The sequence below is a fragment of the Planomicrobium sp. CPCC 101110 genome, assembly GCF_007859395.1.
In the GTDB taxonomy this organism is placed as follows: domain Bacteria; phylum Bacillota; class Bacilli; order Bacillales_A; family Planococcaceae; genus Planococcus.
The window spans coordinates 699466-724466 of sequence record NZ_VOHD01000006.1; the positions used below are offsets into that span (position 1 = coordinate 699466).

At 46.5% G+C, this 25001-nt stretch carries 27 protein-coding genes and 1 riboswitch; of the genes, 9 read left to right on the forward strand and 18 right to left on the reverse strand.

All coding sequences use genetic code 11. From position 1 onward, the window contains the following. Positions 1 to 32 precede the first annotated feature (32 nt). Together FQV30_RS11370 and FQV30_RS11375 are read right to left on the reverse strand one after the other, a co-directional pair. The gene (locus FQV30_RS11370; RefSeq protein ID WP_146500262.1) at positions 33 to 1340 is read right to left on the reverse strand and encodes a DRTGG domain-containing protein; all 1308 of its coding nucleotides are present in this window, start codon (positions 1338 to 1340) and stop codon (positions 33 to 35) included. Positions 1341 to 1480: 140 nt separating this feature from the next. Beyond that, positions 1481 to 2161 carry a metal-dependent hydrolase gene (locus FQV30_RS11375; RefSeq protein WP_146500263.1) on the reverse strand — a complete coding sequence of 227 codons (681 nt, stop codon included), beginning with the start codon at positions 2159 to 2161 and terminating at the stop codon, positions 1481 to 1483. Between the two features lie 92 nt (positions 2162 to 2253). Here FQV30_RS11375 and FQV30_RS11380 point away from each other — a divergent pair, with 92 nt between their 5' ends. Continuing rightward, the gene (locus FQV30_RS11380) at positions 2254 to 3345 is read left to right on the forward strand and encodes a M24 family metallopeptidase (protein ID WP_146500264.1); all 1092 of its coding nucleotides are present in this window, start codon (positions 2254 to 2256) and stop codon (positions 3343 to 3345) included. Positions 3346 to 3390: 45 nt separating this feature from the next. Here the strand turns inward: FQV30_RS11380 and ald are convergent, their stop codons facing one another. Then, positions 3391 to 4506, reverse strand: a complete 1116-nt coding sequence (gene ald, locus FQV30_RS11385; protein ID WP_146500265.1) for an alanine dehydrogenase — start codon at positions 4504 to 4506, stop codon at positions 3391 to 3393. Positions 4507 to 4817: 311 nt separating this feature from the next. On the opposite strand from ald, the gene FQV30_RS11390 reads away from it, so the two are divergent. Next, entirely contained in the window at positions 4818 to 5366 is a 549-nt protein-coding gene (locus FQV30_RS11390; RefSeq protein WP_146500266.1) for a universal stress protein, read from the forward strand. 50 nt (positions 5367 to 5416) lie between these two features. Here the strand turns inward: FQV30_RS11390 and FQV30_RS11395 are convergent, their stop codons facing one another. Then, entirely contained in the window at positions 5417 to 6352 is a 936-nt protein-coding gene (locus FQV30_RS11395) for an NADP-dependent oxidoreductase (protein WP_146500267.1), read from the reverse strand. Positions 6353 to 6470: 118 nt separating this feature from the next. Further along, positions 6471 to 6986: a GNAT family N-acetyltransferase gene (locus FQV30_RS11400; protein ID WP_146500268.1), complete on the reverse strand. Its 516-nt coding sequence runs from the start codon at positions 6984 to 6986 to the stop codon at positions 6471 to 6473. Between the two features lie 141 nt (positions 6987 to 7127). On the opposite strand from FQV30_RS11400, the gene FQV30_RS11405 reads away from it, so the two are divergent. Genes FQV30_RS11405 through FQV30_RS11415 form a run of 3 tightly spaced genes read left to right on the forward strand, consistent with a single transcriptional unit; the run spans position 7128 to position 10250 of the window. After that, positions 7128 to 8030, forward strand: coding sequence for a DoxX-like family protein (locus FQV30_RS11405; protein WP_146500269.1), 903 nt, complete (start codon positions 7128 to 7130; stop codon positions 8028 to 8030). An 11-nt stretch (positions 8031 to 8041) separates the two neighbouring features. Then, on the forward strand, positions 8042 to 8653 hold the full coding sequence (locus FQV30_RS11410) for a DUF4166 domain-containing protein (protein ID WP_146500270.1): 612 nt from the start codon (positions 8042 to 8044) through the stop codon (positions 8651 to 8653). Continuing rightward, positions 8643 to 10250: a YndJ family protein gene (locus FQV30_RS11415; RefSeq protein ID WP_146500271.1), complete on the forward strand. Its 1608-nt coding sequence runs from the start codon at positions 8643 to 8645 to the stop codon at positions 10248 to 10250. Before FQV30_RS11410 ends, FQV30_RS11415 begins: the two co-directional genes overlap by 11 nt. Before the next feature lie 271 nt (positions 10251 to 10521). Here FQV30_RS11415 and FQV30_RS11420 read toward each other — a convergent pair whose 3' ends face one another. Further along, positions 10522 to 10971: a DUF4362 domain-containing protein gene (locus tag FQV30_RS11420; RefSeq protein ID WP_146500272.1), complete on the reverse strand. Its 450-nt coding sequence runs from the start codon at positions 10969 to 10971 to the stop codon at positions 10522 to 10524. Between the two features lie 63 nt (positions 10972 to 11034). Next, positions 11035 to 12408, reverse strand: a complete 1374-nt coding sequence (locus FQV30_RS11425) for a M1 family metallopeptidase (RefSeq protein ID WP_146500273.1) — start codon at positions 12406 to 12408, stop codon at positions 11035 to 11037. Positions 12409 to 12580: 172 nt separating this feature from the next. Next, positions 12581 to 12624, forward strand: a riboswitch (PreQ1 riboswitch). Between the two features lie 7 nt (positions 12625 to 12631). On the opposite strand from FQV30_RS11425, the gene queC reads away from it, so the two are divergent. Genes queC through queE form a run of 3 tightly spaced genes read left to right on the forward strand, consistent with a single transcriptional unit; the run spans position 12632 to position 14423 of the window. Then, positions 12632 to 13297 carry a 7-cyano-7-deazaguanine synthase QueC gene (queC, locus tag FQV30_RS11430; RefSeq protein WP_146500274.1) on the forward strand — a complete coding sequence of 222 codons (666 nt, stop codon included), beginning with the start codon at positions 12632 to 12634 and terminating at the stop codon, positions 13295 to 13297. Next, entirely contained in the window at positions 13294 to 13719 is a 426-nt protein-coding gene (queD, locus tag FQV30_RS11435) for a 6-carboxytetrahydropterin synthase QueD (RefSeq protein WP_146500275.1), read from the forward strand. Before queC ends, queD begins: the two co-directional genes overlap by 4 nt. Then, positions 13716 to 14423 (forward strand): 7-carboxy-7-deazaguanine synthase QueE, encoded by a 708-nt coding sequence (gene queE, locus FQV30_RS11440; protein WP_146500276.1) that lies wholly within the window; start codon positions 13716 to 13718, stop codon positions 14421 to 14423. Before queD ends, queE begins: the two co-directional genes overlap by 4 nt. A gap of 25 nt (positions 14424 to 14448) precedes the next feature. Here queE and FQV30_RS11445 read toward each other — a convergent pair whose 3' ends face one another. The 3 genes from FQV30_RS11445 to FQV30_RS11455 are packed head-to-tail and all read right to left on the reverse strand — an operon-like array spanning position 14449 to position 16515. After that, the gene (locus FQV30_RS11445) at positions 14449 to 14664 is read right to left on the reverse strand and encodes a hypothetical protein (protein WP_146500277.1); all 216 of its coding nucleotides are present in this window, start codon (positions 14662 to 14664) and stop codon (positions 14449 to 14451) included. A 15-nt stretch (positions 14665 to 14679) separates the two neighbouring features. Next, entirely contained in the window at positions 14680 to 16023 is a 1344-nt protein-coding gene (locus tag FQV30_RS11450) for an NAD(P)-binding domain-containing protein (protein ID WP_146500278.1), read from the reverse strand. A gap of 42 nt (positions 16024 to 16065) precedes the next feature. Continuing rightward, positions 16066 to 16515 (reverse strand): MarR family winged helix-turn-helix transcriptional regulator, encoded by a 450-nt coding sequence (locus FQV30_RS11455; protein WP_146500279.1) that lies wholly within the window; start codon positions 16513 to 16515, stop codon positions 16066 to 16068. 95 nt (positions 16516 to 16610) lie between these two features. Here FQV30_RS11455 and FQV30_RS11460 point away from each other — a divergent pair, with 95 nt between their 5' ends. Next, complete coding sequence (locus FQV30_RS11460; RefSeq protein WP_146500280.1) at positions 16611 to 17108, forward strand: GNAT family N-acetyltransferase; 498 nt, start codon at positions 16611 to 16613, stop codon at positions 17106 to 17108. A gap of 155 nt (positions 17109 to 17263) precedes the next feature. Here FQV30_RS11460 and FQV30_RS11465 read toward each other — a convergent pair whose 3' ends face one another. From FQV30_RS11465 to mbcS, 8 genes are all read right to left on the reverse strand, one after another. Then, positions 17264 to 18526, reverse strand: a complete 1263-nt coding sequence (locus tag FQV30_RS11465) for a mechanosensitive ion channel (RefSeq protein WP_146500281.1) — start codon at positions 18524 to 18526, stop codon at positions 17264 to 17266. A 292-nt stretch (positions 18527 to 18818) separates the two neighbouring features. Then, positions 18819 to 19004, reverse strand: a complete 186-nt coding sequence (locus tag FQV30_RS11470) for a hypothetical protein (protein WP_146500282.1) — start codon at positions 19002 to 19004, stop codon at positions 18819 to 18821. 76 nt (positions 19005 to 19080) lie between these two features. Next, positions 19081 to 20004, reverse strand: coding sequence for a class I SAM-dependent methyltransferase (locus FQV30_RS11475; RefSeq protein ID WP_146500283.1), 924 nt, complete (start codon positions 20002 to 20004; stop codon positions 19081 to 19083). Positions 20005 to 20060: 56 nt separating this feature from the next. Next, the gene (tpx, locus tag FQV30_RS11480) at positions 20061 to 20567 is read right to left on the reverse strand and encodes a thiol peroxidase (protein WP_146500284.1); all 507 of its coding nucleotides are present in this window, start codon (positions 20565 to 20567) and stop codon (positions 20061 to 20063) included. Between the two features lie 42 nt (positions 20568 to 20609). After that, a complete protein-coding gene (locus tag FQV30_RS11485) occupies positions 20610 to 21188 on the reverse strand; it encodes an RDD family protein (protein ID WP_255473415.1) in 579 nt (192 codons plus the stop codon). A gap of 13 nt (positions 21189 to 21201) precedes the next feature. Next, positions 21202 to 22215: a signal peptide peptidase SppA gene (sppA, locus tag FQV30_RS11490; RefSeq protein ID WP_146500285.1), complete on the reverse strand. Its 1014-nt coding sequence runs from the start codon at positions 22213 to 22215 to the stop codon at positions 21202 to 21204. A 74-nt stretch (positions 22216 to 22289) separates the two neighbouring features. Next, positions 22290 to 23186 carry an EamA family transporter RarD gene (rarD, locus tag FQV30_RS11495; protein WP_146500286.1) on the reverse strand — a complete coding sequence of 299 codons (897 nt, stop codon included), beginning with the start codon at positions 23184 to 23186 and terminating at the stop codon, positions 22290 to 22292. A 213-nt stretch (positions 23187 to 23399) separates the two neighbouring features. Beyond that, positions 23400 to 24977 (reverse strand): acyl-CoA synthetase MbcS, encoded by a 1578-nt coding sequence (gene mbcS / locus FQV30_RS11500; protein WP_146500377.1) that lies wholly within the window; start codon positions 24975 to 24977, stop codon positions 23400 to 23402. Between the last annotated feature and the right edge of the window lie 24 nt (positions 24978 to 25001).

Consider the following 25001-nt stretch of genomic DNA (forward strand, 5'->3'; position numbering starts at 1 on the left):
TCTCCTAGCCAGGAGGGCTTTTTTGTTGGCTTCTACCGATCTAAAAGCTGGTATGTGAGCAGCGCTTTGCCGACGATTTCGTTTTCAAAAGAAACTTCAATGTCCACTTTTGCAGACTTGCGGGTGATGTCCAAAATAACCGGACGCACAAGCATAAGGGAATCATGCTGGACCGGCTTTAAAAAGTAGACCGCCATATTTTCCAGGACGCTGTCTTTGCGGTTTTTCGTTTTCAGCGCTGTAGCTCCAGCTTCCGCCAAAATGGTGGAATAAGCTCCGTAAGACATGGATCCGTAAGCATTTGTCATTTGCGGAGTCACGCGGAACTCCAACGTCAGCTTGTCCGAATTTTGCAGGCGAAGCTGGCTTTTAATGATATCATCGATTGTCTCGCCTTGCTGCGGCTGCCGCTGGGCTGTTTGAATGGCTTTCAATACATCTTGGCGGCTGATAACCCCTTTTAAATAGCCATGGTCATCGGTGACCGGCAGCAGATCGATGCCTTCCCAAATCATGCGGTGGCCAGCAGCTGCGACGCTTGTCTGCAGCGAAACCGTGATGGGATCTTTGGTCATCGCTTTTTCGATTGTATCTTTTGGCTCGTGTCCAAGTACGTCCCTGGAAGTGATGATACCGACCAATTTCTGATTCTCGTCCACCACCGGAAATCCCCCGTGAGAAGTTTCCTCATTCAATTCATTATAGCGGCTGATTGTCTCTTTATAATGCAGGACAGCGGTATTTTCCAAAGGAATCAGAATATCTTCGATCAGTAAAATCTCTTTTTTGATCAGTTGGTCGTAGATCGCCCGGTTGATCATCGTCGCCACGGTAAATGTGTCATAGCTTGTCGAGATGACCGGAAGCTCGAATTCATCGGCCAGATCTTTCACGGTGTCGGTCGGGTCGAATCCGCCGGTCACCAGTACCGCCGCTCCGGCCCGGAGAGCATATTCCTGCGCCTTCAGCCTGTTCCCGACAATCAGGAGATTCCCCGCCTCAGTATAGCGCATCATATCATCAAGCTGCATGGCGCCGATGACAAATTTCGTCAGCGATTTATGGAGTCCGGCCCGGCCGCCAAGCACTTGGCCGTCTACGATATTGACAATCTCCGCATAAGTCAGCCGTTCGATGTTTTCTTTCTTTTTCCGTTCAATCCGGATGGTGCCGACCCGTTCTATCGTGGATACCAGCCGTTTTGTCTCCGCTTCTTTGATCGCCCGGTAAGCCGTCCCTTCACTGACGTGCAATTCCTTTGCAATTCGCCGAACCGAGATCTTTTCGCCAACCGCAAGCTTCTCGATATACCCTAATATCTGCTCGTGTTTCGTTGCCATAACTTCACCCATTCCCTCTGCTTTCCTGTCCTTTTAGTGTACCATATCCGAAATAAAAGCGAAGAAGCCGATTTTAACGGAACAACGGATGCGCAGAACAAATCAAAAAACCGAAGAGGCCCCCCTCTTCGGTTTTTCGTTTAGATGTCGATTACGCCCCCGGCTTGGAGGACGTTGACCTCCGCTTTTTCGACCAGCTTCTTGAAATGTTCCGGGTCTTGTTTGATTGGCGGGAAGGTATTGTAGTGGATCGGCACAACTGTTTTGGGATTCAACAAGCCCACGGCATAAGCAGCGTCTTCCGGCCCCATTGTGAAAAAGTCGCCGATCGGCACAAACGCTAAATCGATGTCGTTCATCTTGCCGATGATTTCCATATCGCCGAACACTTCGGTGTCTCCTGCATGGTAAATCGTTTTCCCTTCCGCTTTGAACAAAATACCTGCAGGCATTCCGCCGTAAATGACGCCATCTTCCTCTGAAGTATATGATGAACTATGAAAGGCTTTCGTAAATTTCACAGTGCCAAATTCAAATTCCTTGGCTCCTCCAAGATTCATGCCAACCGTGTTCAATCCTTTGCTGCCCAGATAACTCGCCAGTTCTACCGGCGCTACTACGATGGCGCCGCTATTGGACGCCAGTTCAATAGTGTCTCCAACATGGTCGTTATGTGCGTGTGTCAGTAAAATGGCGTCCGGTTTCTCATTTGCCACTTGCAGGTCAGTCAGTCCGTTCCCTGTAATAAATGGATCGATCAAGATGGTATGGTTTCCGGTTTTGATTTTTACAATGGAATGTGCATGGTATGAAACTTGCATAAAATCCCTCCAGTTTCAGTTTGTCTAAACCATTTCTAGCTGTCATATACCCTGAACTTTGATAAGCTACACATATAAGGGAGGTAATACATATGAAGAAAATCCTGCAATTGCAAAGTTATTTGAAAGAACAGTCGATTGATGCAGCGTTCATCACGAATCCGGACAATGTGTTTTATGTCAGCGGGTTCAAAAGCAATCCGCACGAACGCCTGCTTGGAGTCATGGTTTTCCAGGAAGCGGAGCCGTTCCTTATCTGTCCGCAAATGGAGATTCCGGATGCGAAAAATGCCGGATGGAGCAGCGATATTGTCGGACATGCAGATACGGAAAATGCGATGGAAGTCCTCCACCGCACCGCCTCAGGCCGTGGAGTGAATCTAAGCAGACTAGCTATTGAAAAGTCGCACATGACAGTCGACCGCTATGATGCGCTGCTTTCTTTGTTCGGCGGTTTGGAGTTTGTCCAGCTGGATGATCAAATCAACGCAATGCGCGTTGTAAAAGACGAAGCAGAACTTCAGATTTTGCGTGAGGCGGCAGCCCTTGCCGATTATGCCATCGAAGTGGGCTGCAAGGCTATCAAAGAAGGCATCACAGAAATCGAAGTGATGACGGAAATTGAACTGGCGCTAAAAAAACGCGGCGTTACGCACATGTCCTTTGATACGACTGTCCTTAGCGGCCCGAAAGCGGCATCGCCACACGGCAAGACCGGAGACCGTAAAATCCAAAAAGGCGACCTTGTCTTGTTCGACCTTGGCGTTGTCCACAAAGGCTATTGTTCGGATATTACCCGGACAGTGGCATTCGGTGAACCGAACGAAGAACAAAAAGCAGTTTACGAAGTGGTGCTGCAGGCAGAACTTGCAGCAGTCAATGCCGTTAGACCGGGCGTCACTGCAGCGGAGCTTGACCGAACAGCGCGCCGCGTCATCGAAGAGGCCGGCTATGGCGAATTCTTCACGCATCGCCTCGGGCACGGTCTTGGCATATCGGTCCATGAATTCCCTTCGCTCCACGGCTCAAACAACATGCAGATGGAAGCCGGCATGGTTTTCACGATCGAACCAGGTGTTTATTTGCCAGGAAAAGTCGGTGTCCGAATCGAAGACGATGTTGCAGTGACTGCGGATGGCATCGAAGTATTGACGAAATTCCCGAAAGAACTGCAAATTTTATAGCCGAAAAAAGGCTGGCCCGGAATTTTCCGGGTCAGCCTTTTTATTTTACGCCAACAATTCATCAACCGGCTTGAATTCCAGTCCTTGATCGTCCGCCACAGCTTTATATGTCACAAAGCCTTGGTACGTATTTACGCCTTTTTTCAGCGCTTCGTTTTGGAGAATCGCTTCCTTGAAGCCTTTGTTCGCAATTTGAACAGCATAAGGGACGGTAACATTGGTCAAACCGATAGTGGATGTGCGAGGAACCGCTCCTGGCATGTTTGCCACTGCATAATGGACCACGTCGTGTTTCAAATACGTCGGGTTATCATGAGTGGTAATGCGGTCGCTTGTTTCAAAAATCCCGCCTTGGTCGATTGCGATATCGACGACGACTGACCCCGGCTTCATCGACTTGATCATTTCTTCTGTCACCAATTTAGGCGCTTTCGCCCCCGGAATCAAAACAGCTCCTACCACTAAATCCGCTGCTTTCACCGAATCAGCGATGTTGAATGGATTTGAAATAAGCGTCTGTACGTCTTGCCCGAACAAATCATCCAATTGGCGAAGACGGTCCGGATTCAAGTCCAATATCGTAACATTTGCACCCATGCCTACCGCCACTTTTGCCGCGTGTGTTCCTGCCACTCCTCCGCCGATGACAGTTACTTTTCCGCGTGAAACGCCCGGGATTCCCCCTAACAGGATTCCAGCACCACCATGGATTTTCTCCAGGAATTGCGCTCCAATCTGTGTCGACATTTTGCCGGCCACTTCACTCATTGGCGTCAGGAGCGGCAATGTGTTGTTTGGAAGCTGCACCGTTTCATATGCGATGCCGGCCACTTTTGCATCAAGCAAAGCTTTTGTCAGTTCAGGTTCTGGAGCTAAATGAAGATAAGTGAACAAGATCATGCCTTTGCGGAAAAAGCCATATTCGGAAGAAATCGGCTCTTTCACTTTCATGATCATTTCCTGCGCCCATGCTTCTTCTGCAGTCGGTACAATATGCGCTCCTGCTTCTCTATAATCTTCGTCTGTAAAGCCTGAGCCTGCACCTGCGCCTGCTTGGATAAACACTTCATGCCCGTAAAGCGCAAGGTTGACAACCCCTGCTGGTGTCATCGCTACGCGGTTTTCATTGTTTTTCACTTCTGTGGGTACTCCAATTCGCATTCCAAAACCCTCCAATTACATTGATTTAAAATGATATGTATGTGTAACCGCTTCATAATTCCAGAGCAAGTCCATTTTATCAGATATTCTATATTTCTGCTGTAATAATTTTATCGCTTAACAACTTTACCTCTCCTCAATTTATCAGCTGGAACAATGCGAAAAAGCTGGATTTTTAAATTTGAAATTTAATTATATCATCACAACAAAATTCATTCTTTCAAGGAAAGTTTCCATAAAACTAGTAAAAAAAGAAGGAACAAAACAAACAGCTAGCGAATTTTATATATAAGAAAAGGGAGGAATGTGCTATGACTTTAAAGTATTCGCAAATTTTAGTTGCGGTAGACGGTTCGAAAGAAGCGGAATGGGCTTTCAAAAAATCAGTCGGCATCGCAAAACGAAACAATGCAACTTTAAACTTGGCAAACATTATTGACACCCGATCCTTCGCTGCCATCGAAGCATACGACCGTTCAATCGCCGATCGCGCCCAGCGGTTCGCGGAAGATTTGCTTGATAATTACAAGAAGGAAGCGATGGATGCAGGAGTCCAAAGTGTCAATACGCTGGTCGACTACGGTTCTCCGAAAACCCTTATTTCCAGAGATATCGCCGGAAGAGTAAACGCTGACTTGATCGTTTGCGGAGCGACCGGATTGAATGCGGTCGAACGGTTTTTGATCGGCAGTGTTTCAGAACATATTGTCCGGTCGGCTAAATGCGATGTGCTTGTCGTCCGTACAGAAGAACCCTATGATGAAATCCCTGCCGATTATGAGACAAGCAGCGGGATTGAGCGAAACATTGATAATGACAGAAAAGACTATACAGTAGGCGAAAACATCGACCGGCGCTGAACCGCAAAAGGCAGGCAACGAATAACCGTTGCCTGCCTTTTCATTTCGGGCTATTTGATCTTGACTACCAGCTTGCCTTGCGCATGGTGGGTTTCGCTTATTTTATGGGCGTTTTTCAAGCCTTTCTCGGTAAATTCAAACGTCTCGCCGATGATTGCTTTCAGCTGCCCGGATTCATATAAATCTGCGAGTTTCTGCAGTTTAGCTCCATTCGGTTCCAGGAAGAAATAACCGATTTCCACATCGTATTTTTCCTCTTCCCCTTCTGATGGCGGTTCGATAATCGACACAAGCTTTCCTTTCTTTTTCAATACACCGAAGCTTTTCGCCCGAACTTCACCGCCTATGGTGTCGAGTACAATATCGAAACCGCTGAGAACTTCACTGAAATCTTCACTTTTATAGTCGATAACTCGATCGGCGCCCAATGACTGGAGCATTGCCTCATTTTTAGCGCTTGCAGTTGTGGCGACATATGCACCAAAACTCTTGGCAATTTGGACAGCAAAAGTTCCAACCCCGCCAGCTCCCGCATGAACAAGAACCTTGTCTCCTTCCTTTACCCCTGCAATTTCAACAAGCCCTTCCCATGCAGTCAACCCCGTCAACGGAATCGCTGCGCCTTCTTCAAAACTCATCGAGTCCGGCATCTTCGCAAGCAAATGTTCTTCCACCGGCACATATTCTGCGTATGTGCCTTGCCGTGTTGTCAGCGGCCTTGTGAACACCCGGTCACCAACCTTGAACCCCGTGACGTTGCGCCCTGTTTCCGCCACAACACCGGCAGCGTCCCAGCCCAGGATGATCGGAAACTCGAATGGCAGCATTTCTTTCAAGTACCCTTCCCGCAATTTCCAATCAATCGGATTTATGGAAGTTGCATGAACTTCGAGCAGGACTTGGTCATCATTGATTGCCGGACGCCCCACTTCCCGTTCTTTCAATTCCTCAATTCCGCCATATTGATCGATTACTATCGCTTTCATGAACGATTCCCCTTTCTTTACCATATGCATATACCCGCCATTTTGATAATGTATGCAGCTTGAAGTACGAGCTTGATAAATCATCGGCGTCCATAATGAAAAATTGTCTTCATTCACTTTACTCTGCAGGAATGTGCCGGACATCATCCCAGGCATAAACCAATTCGTTCAAAATGGTTCCAGCTATTTTTACCGTGATGCCATCAATTTCTTTTGCTCCAAGCGTTTCATAAAAAAAGCGTGAACCGTTGTCTTCCAGCACCAAAACGGCCATGCCGTCAATATTCTCTTGCTGCAGCTGCTGGACAATCGGCCGGATCAGTGCTTTCCCTAAGCCTTGCCGCTGGTATTCTTCCAATATGTAAATTGCATAAAGCTCTCCGGAGTGGTTAGGATAATTCCCGCTCCTCTCCGGTCCGCCAGTGGAAAATCCGACAATCTCGCCATCCCGATTTTCCGCCACAAAAACCATATCGGTTTCCATATTGTCCAACCAGATTTTCTCACGTTGTTCATATGACAGTCCATTCAAATAACTGGCGGGAAGGATTTTTTCATAAGTGGTCTTCCACCTATCTACATGAACTTTTGCTATTCCTTTGGCGTCAGATATAACAGCTTTTCTTATCTTCATCCCCAACACCTCTTTTTATACATTTTAACATTTCCTCTTTTTCAAACAATTTTCAAGTTCCTAATTGCAGGACTATTTTTCTTGATGGATTAGGCCTATGTGACTACCAGCTATGCTAAACTTATATCAGGAGGAGCAATCATGAAAACTAAACCTATTTATGTAGAAATTGATATCAAATCCGATATGGAAAGCTTATGGAAGGCTACCCAGACGCCGAAGCTTCACGAACAATGGGATCTCCGTTTTTCAGCCATTACATATTTGCCGAAAAAAGAAAACGAGGCCCAGAATTTTATATATGAAACAGTGATGGGCCTGGGTTTGACCATAGCAGGCTGGGGAAAAAGCATCGGCTCATTTGATGGCAAAGATGGATCGAGAACTTCATCTCTGCACTTTGGCACCAGCCAACCAATATCGATCATCCGAGAAGGAAAAGGCTATTGGAAATACCGGCCACACTCAAATTCAGTCAATTTTCTTACACAATATGATTACAACGTGAATTGGGGCAAATTTGGTCGAGTTGTTGATTTTTGCTTTTTTCGGCCCGCCATTGGATGGGCTACAGCCTTAAGCTTCGATGTTCTAAAAAGATGGTTGGAAAATGGAGAATCACCCGCTCTTCAATACGTACGTTTTTTCAGTTCCTGGCTGATCGCCTTTCTATTCTCTTTTGTCTGGTTCTATCAAGGTCTCGTACCAAAACTGCTAAGTTTGCATCCTCAGGAAGTATTGATGGCGCAAAGCTTGCTTGGAACTTCCGCCAGCCAGGCGGAAACGGCCGTCTTATTGATCGGGACAGCTGAAATATTATTCGGTTTTTTTTGGCTCTTCTATAAAGGCAAACGGAAATTATTCGAGATTCAATTGGTGCTTTTTCCAGCCTTGACCGCTTCGGCATTTTGGGCAGAATCCGCATCTTTTGTTCATCCGTTCAATCCATTGACATTCAATATAGCACTTTTCGCACTTTCAATCATCGGCTTTGGGCTAAGCAAAAATTTGCCTACTGCTCGAAGCTGCAAACGGAAAAGATAAGGAGATTTATGATGTCCATATACAAAGAGGTATTAGGAAGCCAGTTCAACAAACTCCATCCTATGCTCCAAAAAAGATACGAGTTTCCCATCAAGTCGCCTTTCAAAGCCAATGGCGTTATGAAAAGCATCAGCCGCGGCCCCGATTGGCTGCTGCCGCTTTTTTTAATTGGTGCAAAACGGAAATTTTTATTTCCGGAATCGGGTACTGATATTCCTTTTACTATCGTCAACACAAGACAAAAAGGCGCAAATGGCGAAGAACAAGTATTCTGGGAGCGAACGTTCTTTTTCCCAAACAAGACAAGGTGCTTCAATGCGCTGATGAGCCGTAATTCCAAAAGCAAAATTGTGAAAGACTATTTGGGGGAGCCTCCCTTATTTTATTCGGAATTGGCGTTTTTTGTATCGCCGGAAGGCCATATGCAGATTCAATCCCGTAAGCAGCGGATCGTTCTTGGCCCTATTGAAGTTCCACTGCCGAAGTTGCTTCACGGCGTCACAAAGGTTACAGAAGGATATATAGAAGAAAAAGGCGTCTTCACGATTAATGTCCAAATTACGAATCCGTTTTTTGGCCTCTTATTTTCATACGAAGGAGAATTCAAAGCGCATGAACTTTAAACTGCTCATGTTCTATCATTCCGCCTTATTCCTTATAAGTATGGCATTCAACTCCGGACCGTGGCATTTCTTGATGCTGACGGCTGCCCAGTTATTTTTTGTTCCGCTGGCATTGCTTCTTGTGACAAACAAAGAAAACTTCTTTTACAGGCATTATTTTTTTATCGCACCTCCCGCCCTTCTTGCCGTCTGCCTGCTGCAAATCACCGGGTCAACCAAATGGGATGGAGTTTTAGCTTTTCTTTATTTACTCTATACTTTGCTCGTTGCTTGGACCGGGCTTCAACGGTTTCTCCATAGGGGCTTCAGCGATCTGGAGGAATTTGCACTTGATGTCGCCATGATTTTTTTAGCGATTGGCGGTGCTTGGTTTTTCGCTTATGAAGCTGGACTCGAAACAGGCTTTTCCCCGATTATTACATGGCTGACCGGCATTCATTTTCACTATTCCGCTTTCCTTCTGCCGGTTTTTGTCGGATTTCTTGGACGTTCAACAAAGACGCGCGTGTACAAAATCGCGTGTACGCTTATTTTGATCAATCCGGTTGTTCTTGCTTTCGGCATCACCTTCTCACGGTGGTTGGAGTTTTTTTCAGTGCTGCTTTATATCTTTGCAATTTACAGCCTTATCTATCTAACGTTCAAAACTCCCTTTTTCAGCTCTTGGCAAAAATGGCTCGTCCGTTTATCATTCGGGTCTTTGGGAATCACGATCCTTTTTTCTCTGTTATACGCCTATGGAAATGCTTTTGGCGCCAATTCCGCCAATATCGGCTTTATGCTCCAATTCCACGGTTTCTTTAATGCAGTGGGCTTTGCTTTATGCGGATTTATCGGCTGGGCTGTCCATCCTCCGTCACCTAATGCAATAAAAAAAGGATTTCCAGTCAGTGGGATCAGAGGGAGACAGACGGTAGGCCAACAACTGGTGACCGATTATACGGATCCAACGAAGACATATGCCTGTTTGGTGGATGATATGGCAGCTTATGGACCGGCCATCAATTTAAAAACATTGCCCTTTGTGATCCGTGATTTTTATGAGAACACAGACCGTTACCGCTTGTTTGCGGAAGTGCAGTGGCATGCTTGGTTCAAACCTTTTGCCGGCATATTTCGGCTGTTGAGCCGCCACATGCAGCAGCTGAATTTGCCGCTCTCCAACAAACAAATCGAAATGACGGGCTCCATTACAGCGCTGGATCAAGCAGCAGACGGCCGAACGCATCCCAGGGCCTGGCTTCGCAAAATAGACGAAGAAGTTGTTTTTGTCGCTTTGTATTCCATCCATCAGACAAAGGACCGGGCCTACATGAATGTAGCGCTGCCTCTTCCGGGATCGTCCATGATCGGCATTCTGGAATTAGAGCAGCAAGATGAAAAGCTGCTGCTGACAAGCTGCGGGGATGCAGCTTCCGATGCCGGAATTTATTTGACGGTATCGAGATATCTCTTTAAACTTCCATTGGGAGAGCGGTTTTTGCTGGAGGAAATGCACTCGGGCTGCCTAAGGGCCATACATGAAATGAGGATTTTTTCATTGCCGTTTCTAACGATAAATTATGTGATTGAGCCTAAAGATGAATCCAAAGGGTGAAGGACTATGGAAATCATCTTAACAAGCACGGTTTGGGCATTCCTTATTTTTATGACGGTTTATTCCCCCATCATGGCTTTTGCTGCCTCCTTTCGGCGAAAAGAAATTTCATGAAGGAAATTCTTTGTTTTTTCTGCTGCTTCCATCTTCATCGGGTTAGTGGGTGTCTCCTTTTAGTTTTGGCTATGCAAAAATTCCGGCGTATATTTACTGGCATTTCAATAAGAAAGGGACGGTTTTATAAATATAGGACCGCCCCTTTTCATATTCGTCATTTCCACTTTGCCAAAACTATTATATCCCCGTCTCCTTTGTTGCATCCTTGAAGCGCATAATCAATTTGTTCTGCTGCCTCGACTTCTTTGATTGTCCTGCACATTATTTCTGTAACTTTTCCAAAGCCGAATTGGTCTTTCGTAGAATCCACAATCAACTTTATCATTGAGCCGTCAAAGCTAAGTTCGTGGCCAATTGGATCGCCTTCTGCAGTAAAAGATATAATGCTAATCCGGTCTTTTTTCTTCGATTCCACATTTTCCAAAGAAGCGGCAAGGCGCTCTTCTTTCGTCAATTCTCCGTGCCGGTCTAACACGGTGTCTTCAGAACTGTCCTCTTCTTTTACTTCTGCATTTTCTTTCTCAGTTTCTATTGCCCCATCTGCTTGGCAAGCTGAAAAAATCGCCAAAGCCACCAGCCAGCCGAACATCAAACCTTTTTTCAAGCCAGCCACCTTCTTTTTTCAATTAGACGAACCGGAAAAGTTAAAATTACAGGTTCTGCACATCTATTGCAGCCAATCCTTAAAAAACTCACTATGATTTTCTCCGAAATACTCGTTGAAAAACTCTTTAAACGTTTCAGTGTCTACATTCTGGAATTGAAATTCCTTGTAGTAGGCCGCTAAAAACCGGAAAGCTTCTTCTTCTCCGCCCCGCCCGTTAAAGAAATCCCTTAGGATAAGCGGCGTTTTCCCGTAAATCGTGGCGTAATATTCCGTTTCTTCATATTCATCCATCGGAAGATTGCTGTACTTATTGGTGTCATAGTATTCCGCCATGAGCGCAGCTGATTCAAAACCATATGCCTCGCTATCATATCGGTCCCCCAAAAAAAGGGACGCTGCATATTCGGTAATGCTTTCATCAACCCACGCATGGTCAAAAGGATCGTTTGCCACGAGGAAATAAAACCATTGATGGGCGATTTCATGGACAAGCACGCTTTCTAAATTTTCTTTGTCAGATGCGACTTCTATGGCATTCGGGTATTCCATATTACCGTCATTGGCGATGATGTCCAGCTCCTGAAATGGATTGTCCCCTATTTTTTCCTCAAAATAACTATATGCATCGACCGCCAGCTCTGCAGTTTCTTCGGTCGCATCCGATCCAACCGGCAAAAACATCCGCAATGCCGTACCGTTCGCATGTCTCGTTTCAGTGGTCCATTCTTCCGGTTCCATGAATGCCATGTAAAAATCTTTGATGTTTTCGCCTTCAACTGCTCCCGATGAACTTGGAGCAATTTCGCCATCGCTTGCTGAACTTGCCACAAGAAATTTGCGGGGAAGTTCATATTCCACTCTATAGTCGCTATATGGCGTATGATAAGATTCCCCTTTTGGGTCGAAGTCTTCAATAGCCCAGCCATCTTGATAAAATGCGAGCATGGGATACCATTGCGCCAAATAATAATTATTTCCGTCCCGGGATAGGCGCATTCCATCTTCTGACAGGGACATTGTATAGTCTATCTTCAACCGCTTCTTCTCTCCCGGCTGCAATTCTTCCCCCAGCTGGACCAGCAGCTCGTTGTTCGCCAACTCGTACCGGAGTGTTCCATCCTCGTCTTCTATCGAGGAAATAGCGGAGTCTGCCGGGTCTTGTATGAGTTCCGGCAGCACTTCCTCATCGTTGGCGTTCGGAATAAAATAAAACCCTATTGTTTCCCATGCGTCTCCCGAATGGTTCACCACGTCGATTTCAGCACTGATGTGGAATTCATCTCCCTCATCCAGCCTTACTTGCAGCCTATAAGAAGCGCTTGCTTCCGGGTCCAGCTCCCCATCTTTTTTCAGTTGCGACAGCTTCAAGGCCAGTACGCTAACAGCAGCAACGATAACTGCAATTCCAATCAGCCAAATTTTCTTCCTGGTCATTTTTCATCCCTCCTTGCTGTAACTTTCTTAGTCTTATTGTATCAGCAAATCTTATCCAAATATTACCTGGAAACGATTCAGTCCACAATATTCTTTGGCCTGTTTAATTTCTTTTGCAAAAGTTCTTTTTTAACACTGCACAACAGCCTGTGGTATTATGGACAGTGTTCGAAAAAAAGAGGTTCGCAAACTCCCTCTCAAAAAAACTAAGGAGTCAGATAATATGAAAAACGAGAAAGCGGTTGTCGTATTCAGCGGCGGCCAAGACAGCACGACATGCCTTTTTTGGGCATTGCAAAATTTCGGCGAAGTTGCGACAGTGACATTCGACTATGGCCAACGCCATTCGGCTGAAATTGAAGTAGCACGGAAAATCGCCGATGAACTTGGAGTGAAATTTAAAGTATTGGATATGACGTTGATCAACCAACTGTCTGCCAATGCGCTAACGCGAGATGATATCGACATCACAGCTGAAGAAGGCGAACTGCCTTCCACTTTCGTTCCAGGACGCAATTTGCTGTTTCTGTCCTTTGCGGCGGTTTATGCGGATGCCATCGGGTCGCGCCATCTGATCACAGGCGTCAGTGAGACCGATTTCAGCGGCTATCCGGATTGCCGCGACACGTTTATCCGTTCATTGAACGTATCGTTGAACTTGGCAATGGACAAGCAATTCATCATCCATACTCCGCTTATGTGGCTGGATAAAGCAGGCGTCTGGGAATTGTCCGACGAGCTCGGCGCTTTGGAATTCGTCCAGGAAAAAACGCTGACGTGCTATGAAGGCATCCCTAGCACCGGCTGCGGCGAATGCCCTTCCTGCAAACTGCGGAACGAAGGCTTGAAAACTTATTTAGAGCAAAAAACGGCAGGTGCTGTGGAATGATGCAGCAATTTTATCCATCCGTCCCTCACCCTTACCGTTTTGAACTTAATAAAGACATGAATTTTTCCGCTGCGCATTTCATCCCAAGCGAGGAAGCAGGAAAATGCCAGGCGGTCCACGGGCATACGTACCATGTGAATGTCACTATCGGCGGCAATGAACTCGATCCGATCGGGTTTTTGATCGATTTTAAAATCCTGAAAGATATTGTCCATAAAAAATATGACCATTCGGTTTTGAATGACCACCCGGAATTCAAAGACAAGTTTCCGACCACAGAACTTTTGGCGGAACAAATCTGGATTTCAATCCAAGCTGTACTCGACACACGCGGCAACAAACCGAAATGCCTGCAGGTGATCGTGCGGGAAACGCCGACGAGCTATGTTGTCTACCGTCCGAGACAGGAGGATTTAGCATGAAGATTCCTGTAATGGAAGTGTTCGGTCCGACAATCCAGGGAGAAGGCATGATCATGGGGCAAAAGACGATGTTTGTCCGCACTGCGGGCTGTGATTATTCGTGCGCTTGGTGCGACTCCAGCTTTACATGGGACGGCACCGGAAAAAGCGTTTCAAAAAAGCCGCATGAAATCATTGAAGAACTGCGGCAAATCGGCGGAGAAGCTTTTTCCCATGTGACGATTTCCGGCGGCAATCCAGCCCTTCATAAAGGAATCGGCGAACTGGTCGATTTATGCCATGAGAATGGCTGGAAAGTTGCAGTTGAAACGCAAGGTTCCATGTGGCAGGATTGGCTTCGCAGCGTCGATGATATTACGCTGTCGCCCAAACCCCCTAGTTCCGGCATGAAAACCGATTTTGGCAAACTGGATGCAATCATGGAAAAATTGGCTGAAAGCAACGCCAGTTTGAAAGTCGTCGTTTTTGATGAAGAAGATTTCAAGTATGCCGAAGATGTCCATTTGCGCTATCCTCGGGTTCCTTTCTTCTTGCAGACAGGAAACAGCGATACTGTAACAACTGACGATTCCAGGCTTGTAAGAGATTTGCTGGAGCGCTATGAATGGTTGATTGACCATTCCGTCCGCTCCCCGATCATGAACGATGCCAAAGTTTTGCCGCAGCTTCATACACTTGTATGGGGAAACAAACGCGGTGTATAAAAAAGGATGAAAGGCCATCTGCCTTTCATCCTTTTTTGCTGTCTTCTTTCTTCAAACTGTTGATGGCTGCCATAAAACTCCCATAAGTCGAGGAACCATATTGATTCCGGTTATTCTTAAAGAATGTTTTTAACATGTAATTTTCTGCTTGTTTCAAATTGCAGTTTCTGGAGTCCATAACCAGCGACAAATACGAGCGGAAATAATCCGGTTTTAAATTCCCCCCATGATTGACGGTCATCGCTATGTCTCCCCTTTAGCAGCAAAGTGCCGGCGAGCTTCCGGCTTTGGTTTTCAAGTTTATGCTGCAGACCCCGGTTTCAGGCAATTCCAACCGAACTTCTTGTGCCCCGGCCGCATCCCCTGTCAAATGGGCAACAACCGAGCGGACCTGTTCATAACCGGTCGCCAACAAAAAGGTTGGAGCCCGCCCATAGCTTTTCATGCCGACAATATAAAAATCCTTCTCCGGCTGCCTTAATTCCGCTTCACCGTGCGGCCGGACCGTGCCGCAGCTGTGAAGGTTCGGATCAATAAGGGGGGCTATCGCTTGGACGCTTTCAGTTGCCGGATCGATAGCCAGTCGGATTTCCGACAGGAATGAGAAATCCGGCCGGCTGCCGGCATTGACAACGAGCTGGTCCAATCCTTCAATGGAGTGGGGCTTTCCATTCCATTCACCGGACAGTGTAAGGAGGCTATCATTCTTTTCAATAGCGTGAATGCGGTATGGGGCCATCGCTTTTACGGCACCTGAATCGACTAATTGATGAATCCGGGAACCAAGTTGCCCTCTCGCTTCAAGTGCGTCCTTTTCTTCCCCACCATACGCATCTTCCACTCTTTCTTTCCGGAGGATCCAGGTTATTTCGGCAGTCGTCTCGGCTAGATCCAGTATTGTATTGATCGCTGAATGCCCGCCTCCTATAACCCCTACGCGCTTTCCATCGAAAATCCTCCGGTCTTTTCCGGCAATGTCCGGGATTCTATAATAAATGCGGTCAGCAGAAGCTGTTTCCTTCCGCGTCCAGACTCCGGCTGAATGGGCAGGATTCGGCTGTCCCCAAGTACCGGTTGCATCGATGACAGCTCTCGCTTCTATTTGTCCGGTCTCTCCGTCCCGGTTTTCCACATTGAGCACGAACGGCTTTTCCTCGCGGCGTGCCGTCTTCATTTTATCCAGCCCTTTTCTATATACAGCTGATACCTTTGTCTTCAACCGGATATGGGGTCTGATTTCCGGGAGCGCAGCCAACTTTGCCAGATAACCTTCGACCAGCTCCTTGCCAGTCGGCAATTCTTCATCAGAAGGTGCGGCCCATCCGGCTCCTTCCAATAAGCTTCTCGCCTCTTGGTCTATATTGTATCTCCACGGGGAGAACAAGCGGACATGGCCCCATTGCAGCACATGATCTCCTGCCTGTCCACCGGCTTCCAGCACAACAAATCGTTCGCCGGCTTTCGCCAAATGGGCTGCAGCAGCCAATCCGACCGGACCCGCTCCTATGATGGCGATAGGGAGCATTGCAGACTTCTTTTCCGGAAAATTCCATTGAACGGGAACAGGTTTAGCCGAGCAGCATGAAGATTGATTGATCATTTCTACTTCTCCTCCTCTAACTAGTTGATTTTTGCAAGTATTTTATTTCAATATCGGTTTACAGCACACCACTGATTTTGCCATTGCTTCGTTCAACACTCTCATTGAATGTAAAACCGTTTCTTGTTCGAATGGGCTGAGATGGGAGAAAATTTCATCCAGATGCTGTTCCATGCTTTCATTGACTGCCCCTGCTACAAATTTCCCTTCTGTTGTCAGCGTCAATAGAAAGATCCGCTTATCAGAGGAAGACGGCGTTTTTTGGACCAGATTCATTTTGGCCAGCGTCTGGATCTGCCGGCTGAATGTTGAAATATCGATGCCTAGAGTTTCCGCCACTTCTTGCATTGAAGGGGATGGGCGCTTGTCGATTTCATACAGGATGTGGCTTTGGACAAGCGTAATTTCCAGCCCGCCTACCATACAGCTGTTTTTGTTGAGCAATCCAAACCGTTTCATCATGGTTTGAAAAATTTCTCTTTTCGATTCCATTTCTATCACCTCACCCATAGAATAATTTAAAAACTTGCATTTTGCAACAATTTTATTTAAGATAATTTTAACGATCTTTATGGGGAGGTTTTGCAATGGCGCACACTATCAGAACTCTGGAAGAAAAAGATTGGCCAGCAGTGAAACGGATCTACGAACAAGGAATGGAAACAAAAAACGCTACATTTGAAACCGAAGCCCCTCTTTACGGACAATGGATCAGCCAGTCCCCTTCCTCTTGCCGGCTTGTTTTAGAAGAAGACGGGAAAATTTACGGCTGGTGCAAAATCAGCCGGGTTTCCTCTCGGAAAGTCTATTGCGGCGTAGGAGAAGTAAGCGTTTATATTGACCCTGCCAAAAAAGGGAAAGGGATTGGAACCTTGTTGCTGCAGGAAGTGATCCGACAATCCGAGAAGGAAGGATTTTGGACGCTGCAGGCGGCTATCTTCCCTGAAAACAAAGCAAGCATCCAATTGCATCTGAATAACGGCTTCCGCATCGTCGGCATACGTGAACGCATCGGAAAACGCGACGGCGTTTGGCGGGATAATGTCTTTTTGGAGAGGCGCAGCAAGACAGTCGGAGTGGATTGAAAGAGCGGGCGGCAAAATTTTGCTGTTCACCGGTCATACCTGTTATTCCTTGAAATTTGCTGATGAGGCACAAAGCTCGTTACCTTGTCAAAAGTGCTCTAATAACACTAAAAAAACCATTGTTTCCGCGGAAACAATGGTTTTTCAGATTCGGATTAAACTCCATCAGTTGGCGGCTTTTTATTTTCCGCTTGTGATTTCGCTTCAAAACGTTCCAGCTGGCGTTTCGCAAAATCACGGCCCCCAATACCAAAGGCTACTGCAAATGCTACAGACAAACCGGCAATGATGAACAGGAATGCCGTATTGACGATGCTTGTTGCAAAGTTCAACTGGTCTAGCGTCATGAATACCGCAATAATCATGATAGCGTATTTGACGATGGCTCCGATGATGCGGTTGCCAGAAGCCTGGCTAACATAGTTCCCCAGTAAGTTTCCGCCGACCAATCCAAGGCCAAGGATGATCAAAGCGCTCAGAATATTCGGCAAGTAACTGATAACAGAAGATCCAATGTTATTCAGTACATCCAGTTGCAGCACGTTCAATGCTTCAACTGTAAAGAAGATGATGATCAAAGTCTGAACAACTTTCCCGACAATATTCGCCAAGTCAAATGAAGGTGCGTTAGTGCGGCTTCCAGTGTTCAAGTACTGGGAAACGTTATCGATTCCTGTACCTTTCAATAGGCTGGCTAACAGGTCTCCAACAAATTTACCGATAGCTACCCCTACAAGAATAAGGATAATCGCTACAAAAATGTTCGGAATCATGTTCAATACTTGGTTCAGCATTGCTGTAATCGGTTGTGCAATGGTATCGATGTTCAGCGTTTCCAAAGCGATTGTAATGATCGGAATCAGAACAAGGATGAAGACCACATTTCCTAAAACATTCGCCAATGTGTATTTGTCGCTGCCCGACATGTTTTGCGGGCTTCCGCTTTTGTTCGTCAATTTGTTGAACCACTTGTCGATGTTAATGGTGGATAAAATGGTGACAACAAGATTTTTAACGAATTTTGCAACAAAGTAGCCGATTGCGAGAATGACAATCGCTGTCAGCAGATTCGGCAGGAACGCCAGGAACTTGTTCATCATATTGGTGATTGGCGCAGCAACGGTTTCCATGCGCAGTTGATCAAGAACGCTCGGGAGGAAAAGAATAAAGACTAGGTAATAGAATATTTTCCCGATTGACTTCAGCTTGCTGTCTGCATCTCTTTCATCAGCTGCCATATGGCCTCTGACCATGGCGCGTCTAGCACCTAACTTTCTTAATCCCTTTGTAAAGATGGCTCTGACGATGCTTGCAACGATCCATGCTACTAACAGCAGCAAGATGGCTCCAATGACGTTCGGCAGAAAGTTCACTATGGTCGTGAACATGTCGCGAAATGCTCCTGATAATTGATTCATCTTAAATCTCCCTTCCATTTTGGATTTGTTCACCGGTGTTACTTCAATATTCCCATATGCCCCCTTTACAAACCGCAAATATCCTTTTATTTGGACTATTCTGAATTTTAGAGGCCATGGACCCATACAGTTATACAATCCATATTGAAAACAGTGAAGGTATGTTCTCTCTTCTTCCAGTTCCGAATATTATGCTTCATGGATTTTTTTCCATTGATCCCTCAGCAAAAACTTGAACCTTCCTTGCCTGTTTCAATGCAAATAAAAAAACCGGCCAATTGGCCGGTTTCCCTTACACACCCATCTTGCGGCGTGTATTGCTTACTTTCTTCGTTTGCTGGCTCTTCATTTTTTTTGTTTCCTTTGATGCGTTGTTTCCGCCTTGGTTATTGGCTGCTTGGTTTTTCTTCGCTTCCAATTGGCGTTTTACCGCTTCCTGCAAACTCATTTTTTTAGGAGTTTCGTTAGATTCAGTCATTTGCCATCCCTCTTTTCTGTTAAAAATTCCATTTCCCGGTTGCTTTATGCCTTTAGTATACCACAATTATGGGGTTCTATTCCTTATTTTCTTTGAACCAGCCGCTGACTTGAGAGAAGAACTTCGCCATCGATTCCGGCTTTGACATGCTCGGAACGCGCGCAAGCAGCACTTCCTTCGGCGCTTTTACTCCGTCTTTTTTCTTCTGCAATATCAATATGCCTTTTGCATGGGCGGAGTTCTTGAATAATGTATCCGGCAATTCCATGACCGCTTGGATATGCGCATGCTGCTTCAAGTACTTATGCAGTTGGGGAGCCTGAGGCGATTCGAATAACGCTTTTGGAATTACGAAAAACAAATAGCCTCCTTCGGCTGTGTGCTTCAAGGACTGCTCGATAAACAAATGATGCGCATATGACATGCCTTCTTCCGCTTTCAGTTCGAACAAGCTGGCATTGTCATCATCGGGATAATAGCCGACCGGCAAATCGGAAACCACCGCATCGACCGGATCGATCAACAGCGGCTGCAGCGCGTCCTGCAGATACAGCGTGATGGGCTGCTCGACGAGGTTGCCGGCATTCGAAGCCAAACGGATCAGCAAATCATCAAGTTCCACACCGGCTCCTGTTATGCGGCCATCCAAATAATTCATCACTGTAAGCAAAAGATTGCCCGTCCCGACCGCCGGATCCAAAATGGTCAGCTGCTTTTCCTTCATAAACAACTCCACCAAATATCCCATCAGCAGACCCAGCGCGTCAGGCGTCATTTGATGGTGCGGCTGGACATGCTCTTTCATGCCCTTTAAAACGGCCATTTGGATCGCCTTGCGGATATCTTCCTTGCCGGCCTGCTCTTCGGGCTGTATATGCCCGTCAAGCCAGTTTTCTGTCACAGTCAATAAGCTTTCCAAATAAGAGAGGTCCTGATCTTTTTGGATTGCTGCTGCATGGGCATCGATAAAATTAAAAGTTTTTTCCATAGCTGAATTCATAGCTTTTTCTCCGTCCTCAATAAGGAAACCCACTCGGAAGGAGTGGGTTTCTTGTATTAGTTTGTCAGGGCTTTTACCGCTTCAATTGCTTTATTGTAATCAGGATGGTCCGTTCCTTCCGGCACATATTCCACATAAGCCACACGGTCATCCTCATCGATAACGAAGATGGAGCGTGCCAATAGCCGAAGTTCCTGCATCGTCGTACCATATGCTTCTCCGAATGACAAATCACGGTGATCAGATACGGTGGCGATGCCTTCTATTCCGTTTTCCTCGACCCAGCGGCGCTGCGCAAAAGGCAAGTCGGCGGAAACCGTCAGTACTTCGACATTATCGCCAAAAGAAGCGGCTTCTTGTTCAAACCGTTTTGTTTGAAGAGAACAAACACCCGTATCGAGTGATGGAACAACACTGATCAACCGGATTTTCCCTGCGCTGTTCTCCAGTGTCACGGGGCTCAGGTCATTCGCCAGAACAGTGAAATTTGGTGCTTGGTCGCCTACTTTCACTTCTCGGCCCGGCAGCGTAACCGGATTTTGCTTGAATGTAATTTGTACCAATCATAACGCCTCCCTAATTCTTTTCTTTACTTTACAATCTTACTAAAACGCTTCTGTCTCATGCAACTCAGAGCTTTCAGGCTTCCGCTTTTGCATGATTTTCTGCTTTCGGTACGACTCTTCATGCACTACCGTCGTATCCGCGATAAAATCGTGGACCCCCTGTTTTAAAGGTGTAAATCCGACAATCCAGTACAATGGCCAAATTGTTGCCGAAAGGAAACGTCCTATCCATTCCCGGAACAGAAGAGTCCCCCATGGCAGTTCGTCTGATTTCAGTGAAACAACGCGAATGCCCATGATCATCTTCCCGACTGTCTGTTTGAAATACTTTGTCATCAAAACAAAGTAGCCATAAAAGATGATGGCCGAAAGAATTGTATACGGCGCATACCATGCTGCAGCACTTGCATCAAGGCCGAACAGCGCGAATATGGGTTTGATCAAAATGGAGATCACCGCAAAAACCACAAGAAGATCGACGATATATGCCCAGAATCGGACCCAAAACCCGGCAGGCTTTCTTTCATATAACAAAACTTCTTCATAGCTTGGCGTGTTTGGCTTTAATGTCGCAATAGGCTGGTCAGTGCGCATTTCTTCATTGCTTTGTCCTGTCATAATTCGATCCTCCTTATTTTTCGCCGTATAAGTACATCATGCGCGGAGAATTGTAATCCGAGAACAATTTCCCCAGCAATTTGGACTCCATATCATTGCCGAACAATGAATTGATTTTCATTGAAAGCAATGAACCCCATCCTTCCGAAGCGCCATACTCGAATACTTCGGCATCGCCTAATTCAAAATCGCTTTTCAGGCTGGCAATAACATCTTCTTCATAACCGAAATCGTCGGCCAGCCCGATTTCCACCGCTTGGCGGCCGCTCATGATGCGCCCGTCCGCAAATTCTTTCACTTCACTCTCGGACATGTTGCGGCCTTCTTCGATAATATCAACAAATGATTCATATGATTCGTTCAGCATTTCCTGCAGCAATTCGCGTTCCCCATCAGTCATATCGCGTGTCGGGCTCATGATATCTTTGTACGGCCCGGATTTGATGGTCACAAAATCGACACCGTACCGCTCAGCAAGGTCGGCATAATTGACGCTTTCCATAATGACGCCGATCGATCCGGTCAATGTTTCTTCGTTCACAAAAATTTTCTCAGCAGGAGCTGAAATGTAATAGCCGCCTGACGCTGCAGTCGCTCCCATTGAGACATAAATCGGCTTTTGTGTTTCATCTTGGATTTCTTTGAGTTTATCGTAAATCTCAGCCGATTCGACTACACCGCCGCCTGGCGAATTGACTTTAAGCATAATGGCTTTTACTGTATCATCTTGTTTCACTTGTTTTAGCTGCTCCATAAAAAAGGCGTGGTTATAGCCGGACGAGCCGAATAGCGGCGAAGCTTCACCCGTATCCTGGATAACGCCATCAACATTCAAGACCGCAATCCGCGAGTCCATGTTCCCTTCTTCAATCACGTACTCCATATAGCCTGAATCCGTTGGAGCCAGCAACTCGGCAAACCCCGCGTCCATATCCGACTGAAATAATGCAAAAGCCGAATTGATAACAAGCGATACTCCCAGCAATACTGCTGCTGCAACAAGTGCAATCCATCTTTTTGTGTTCATTTACACATTCCCTCCTCGATCTCTACTCTATTACTATACGGTAAAAGCCGCAGAATGTTTCATTTGTTTTGCGATCAAGCTGCAGCTTTCATTTTATCCTTTTTCGCCCCTCTTACTTGGATGATTTTAGAGGCTGTGAACAAGACCAACGCGCACCAGATCAATGAGAAGGAAACCAGTTCGACCACCCCGAACGATTCACCATAGATCAAGACGCCGATGATGAGCATTAGCGACGGGGCAATATACTGCAAAAAGCCGATCATGTACAGCGGAATAAGCTGGGCTCCCGTCGCGAACAGCACCAGCGGCAAAGCCGTAGCCGCGCCGCTCAGGATGAGCAGCAGATCCGTCGAGCCGCTTCCGTGCAAAAAGGCTGCCTGTCCTGTATAAAACAGGTAAACATAATAGGCGGTTGCGACGGGAAGCACGAAAAGAGTCTCAAGCGCCAAACCGCGCAGCGCATTAAGCTTGATCGTTTTTTTGATCAGGCCATAAAATGCGAACGAGAAAGCCATGCCGAATGCCAGCCACGGAAAAGTGCCGTAGGAAACGGTCATGATGACCACACCGATAGCCGCCAAAACGAACGCCGCTTTAATGGCCGGCGTCAGCTTTTCTTTCAGGAAGAAAACTCCGAGCAGCACTGAAACGAGCGGATTCACGTAATAGCCAAGGCTCGTCTCAACGATGCGGTCATTGGTTACCGCAAAGATATATAAGAACCAATTTGCGGTGATCAAGTAAGATGCGGCCATCAAAGCAAAAAACATTTTTTTCGATTGCCACAGCGTTTTTATATCAGAGAGCAAGTGCTTGCCGCCATTCACTAAAAATATAAATGCCAGTGTCAGCCAAAAAGCCCAGAAGATGCGCGCCGTCAATATTTCATCACTGCCGACATGCCCTACTTGCTTCCAGTAGATCGGCAGGAAGCCCCAAATCATATAAGTTAAAACTGTATAAATCATACCTTTTCTTTCTTCTGCCACGCTTTTTGCACCACTCTTTTTTTTATTTTGCCTTTCGAAATAACAAAGTTAATTATATGCCTGCACCCATTGAATGTAAACCTAACGGAACCGCAGGCGGCAAGTGAATCAGCAGAGGAAATCAAGCGAGTGGCAGGCAAAATCCTGCCTCAAATAAAAAGGATTCCGGAAAAGTTTTCCGGAATCCTAAAATCATCTGTTTCTGTTTTGCTCCAGTTGGCGCAATTCCACCCGCCGGATTTTGCCGGATGCCGTCTTCGGCAATTCCTGCAGAAATTCGATAGCACGCGGATATTTGTAAGGCGCCGTCAGCTTCTTCACATGTTCCTGCAATTCCTTGACCAGTTCTTCTGATGGGTCGGTTCCAGCTACAGGCACAACGAACGCTTTGACGATTGTCCCACGGATTTCATCGGGAGAGGCGACTACAGCGCACTCCTGGACTGCCTGGTGTTTGACGAGCGCATCTTCCACTTCGAACGGCCCAATGGTATAGCCCGAGGAAATAATGATGTCATCGCCGCGGCCTTCAAACCAGAAGTAGCCGTCCCCATCTTTTGACGCTTTGTCGCCTGTTACATAATAATCGCCGCGGAACTGCATTTTCGTCCGCTCATCGTCTTTGAAATATCCTTTGAACAACGCCGGTGTTTCAACATGGACAGCGATGTCGCCCACTTCGCCTGCAGCTGCGGGTTCACCATTTTCGTTGATGATTTCCACGCGGTTTCCCGGCGTCGGTTTCCCCATTGAGCCGATGCGGATTTCCATGCCTTTCATTACGCCGACCAACAGAGTATTTTCGGTCTGTCCATAACCGTCCCGCACTTCAAGCCCAAAATGTTCCCTAAAAACATTGATAACTTCCGCGTTCAACGGTTCGCCAGCGGATACAGCACTATGCAGCGATGACAAATCGAAAGATGCCAAGTTTTTCTGCTTGGCCATCAAGCGGTATTCTGTCGGCGTGCAGCACAGTACATTGATTTTTCGCCGTTCCAGAATTTCCAGATACGTTTCCGGATTGAATTTCCCGTTATAGACAAATCCTGTAGCGCCGCTTCCAAGGGTCGCGACAAACGGGCTCCAAATCCACTTTTGCCAGCCAGGGCTTGCAGTCGCCCACACCAAATCGCCTTCTGTTGCGCCAAGCCAGTGCTCGGCGGATGTGCGAAGATGCGCATAAGCCCAGGCGTGGCTATGAACAGCGCCTTTCGGGTTGCCTGTTGTGCCTGATGTATAAGATAAAAACGCCATATCTTCCTTCTTTGTAAAGGCAGTTTCAAAATGGTCAGATGCATTTTCCATTTCTTCTGTCAAGGAAATCCACGAGCTGTCGGAATGGCCAATGACGAATTTGGTGACGCTGTCCATTTCCTCCACATCCGCAAACTGGTCCATGAATGGCTCGTATGCAATGACCGCTTTCGCTTCACTGTGGTTCAAACGGTACGAAATATCTTTGGTCCGCAGCATTTCAGAACTCGGGATAACTACCAGCCCTGCTTTTAACGCGCCGATATAGGCTTCATAAGCTTCAATCAGCCTAGGGACCATGACCAAAACGATATCCCCTTTCTCCAATCCCGCTTTGCGGAAACTGTTCGCCGCGCGGTTCGCCCGCTTGATCAGCTCATCATATGTAATCTGTTTGTTCTCGCCTTCATCACTTTCCCAGACGATTGCAAGCTTTCCGTCTCCCGTCGCATATTTCTCAATTTCCTGGATCAAATTATAAGAATCCGGCGCCAGCAATTCTTCTCTTTTAATCATTTGTCTCCCCCTCGATATATA

Excerpts from the sequence above, each read along its gene's own strand:
- sppA (WP_146500285.1), bottom strand. The coding sequence starts at position 22,215 with ATGAACACAAAAAGATGGATTGCACTTGTTGCAGCAGCAGTATTGCTG.
- FQV30_RS11470 (WP_146500282.1), bottom strand. The coding sequence starts at position 19,004 with ATGACTGAATCTAACGAAACTCCTAAAAAAATGAGTTTGCAGGAAGCG.
- FQV30_RS11375 (WP_146500263.1), bottom strand. The coding sequence starts at position 2,161 with ATGCAAGTTTCATACCATGCACATTCCATTGTAAAAATCAAAACCGGA.
- FQV30_RS11405 (WP_146500269.1), top strand. The coding sequence starts at position 7,128 with ATGAAAACTAAACCTATTTATGTAGAAATTGATATCAAATCCGATATG.
- FQV30_RS11410 (WP_146500270.1), top strand. The coding sequence starts at position 8,042 with ATGTCCATATACAAAGAGGTATTAGGAAGCCAGTTCAACAAACTCCAT.
- FQV30_RS11390 (WP_146500266.1), top strand. The coding sequence starts at position 4,818 with ATGACTTTAAAGTATTCGCAAATTTTAGTTGCGGTAGACGGTTCGAAA.
- queD (WP_146500275.1), top strand. The coding sequence starts at position 13,294 with ATGATGCAGCAATTTTATCCATCCGTCCCTCACCCTTACCGTTTTGAA.
- FQV30_RS11455 (WP_146500279.1), bottom strand. The coding sequence starts at position 16,515 with ATGGAATCGAAAAGAGAAATTTTTCAAACCATGATGAAACGGTTTGGA.
- FQV30_RS11395 (WP_146500267.1), bottom strand. The coding sequence starts at position 6,352 with ATGAAAGCGATAGTAATCGATCAATATGGCGGAATTGAGGAATTGAAA.
- FQV30_RS11475 (WP_146500283.1), bottom strand. The coding sequence starts at position 20,004 with ATGAATTCAGCTATGGAAAAAACTTTTAATTTTATCGATGCCCATGCA.
- FQV30_RS11485 (WP_255473415.1), bottom strand. The coding sequence starts at position 21,188 with ATGACAGGACAAAGCAATGAAGAAATGCGCACTGACCAGCCTATTGCG.
- FQV30_RS11400 (WP_146500268.1), bottom strand. The coding sequence starts at position 6,986 with ATGAAGATAAGAAAAGCTGTTATATCTGACGCCAAAGGAATAGCAAAA.
- FQV30_RS11445 (WP_146500277.1), bottom strand. The coding sequence starts at position 14,664 with ATGACCGTCAATCATGGGGGGAATTTAAAACCGGATTATTTCCGCTCG.
- FQV30_RS11465 (WP_146500281.1), bottom strand. The coding sequence starts at position 18,526 with ATGAATCAATTATCAGGAGCATTTCGCGACATGTTCACGACCATAGTG.
- ald (WP_146500265.1), bottom strand. The coding sequence starts at position 4,506 with ATGCGAATTGGAGTACCCACAGAAGTGAAAAACAATGAAAACCGCGTA.
- queC (WP_146500274.1), top strand. The coding sequence starts at position 12,632 with ATGAAAAACGAGAAAGCGGTTGTCGTATTCAGCGGCGGCCAAGACAGC.
- FQV30_RS11380 (WP_146500264.1), top strand. The coding sequence starts at position 2,254 with ATGAAGAAAATCCTGCAATTGCAAAGTTATTTGAAAGAACAGTCGATT.
- FQV30_RS11425 (WP_146500273.1), bottom strand. The coding sequence starts at position 12,408 with ATGACCAGGAAGAAAATTTGGCTGATTGGAATTGCAGTTATCGTTGCT.
- queE (WP_146500276.1), top strand. The coding sequence starts at position 13,716 with ATGAAGATTCCTGTAATGGAAGTGTTCGGTCCGACAATCCAGGGAGAA.
- FQV30_RS11370 (WP_146500262.1), bottom strand. The coding sequence starts at position 1,340 with ATGGCAACGAAACACGAGCAGATATTAGGGTATATCGAGAAGCTTGCG.
- FQV30_RS11450 (WP_146500278.1), bottom strand. The coding sequence starts at position 16,023 with ATGATCAATCAATCTTCATGCTGCTCGGCTAAACCTGTTCCCGTTCAA.
- rarD (WP_146500286.1), bottom strand. The coding sequence starts at position 23,186 with ATGATTTATACAGTTTTAACTTATATGATTTGGGGCTTCCTGCCGATC.
- FQV30_RS11460 (WP_146500280.1), top strand. The coding sequence starts at position 16,611 with ATGGCGCACACTATCAGAACTCTGGAAGAAAAAGATTGGCCAGCAGTG.
- FQV30_RS11415 (WP_146500271.1), top strand. The coding sequence starts at position 8,643 with ATGAACTTTAAACTGCTCATGTTCTATCATTCCGCCTTATTCCTTATA.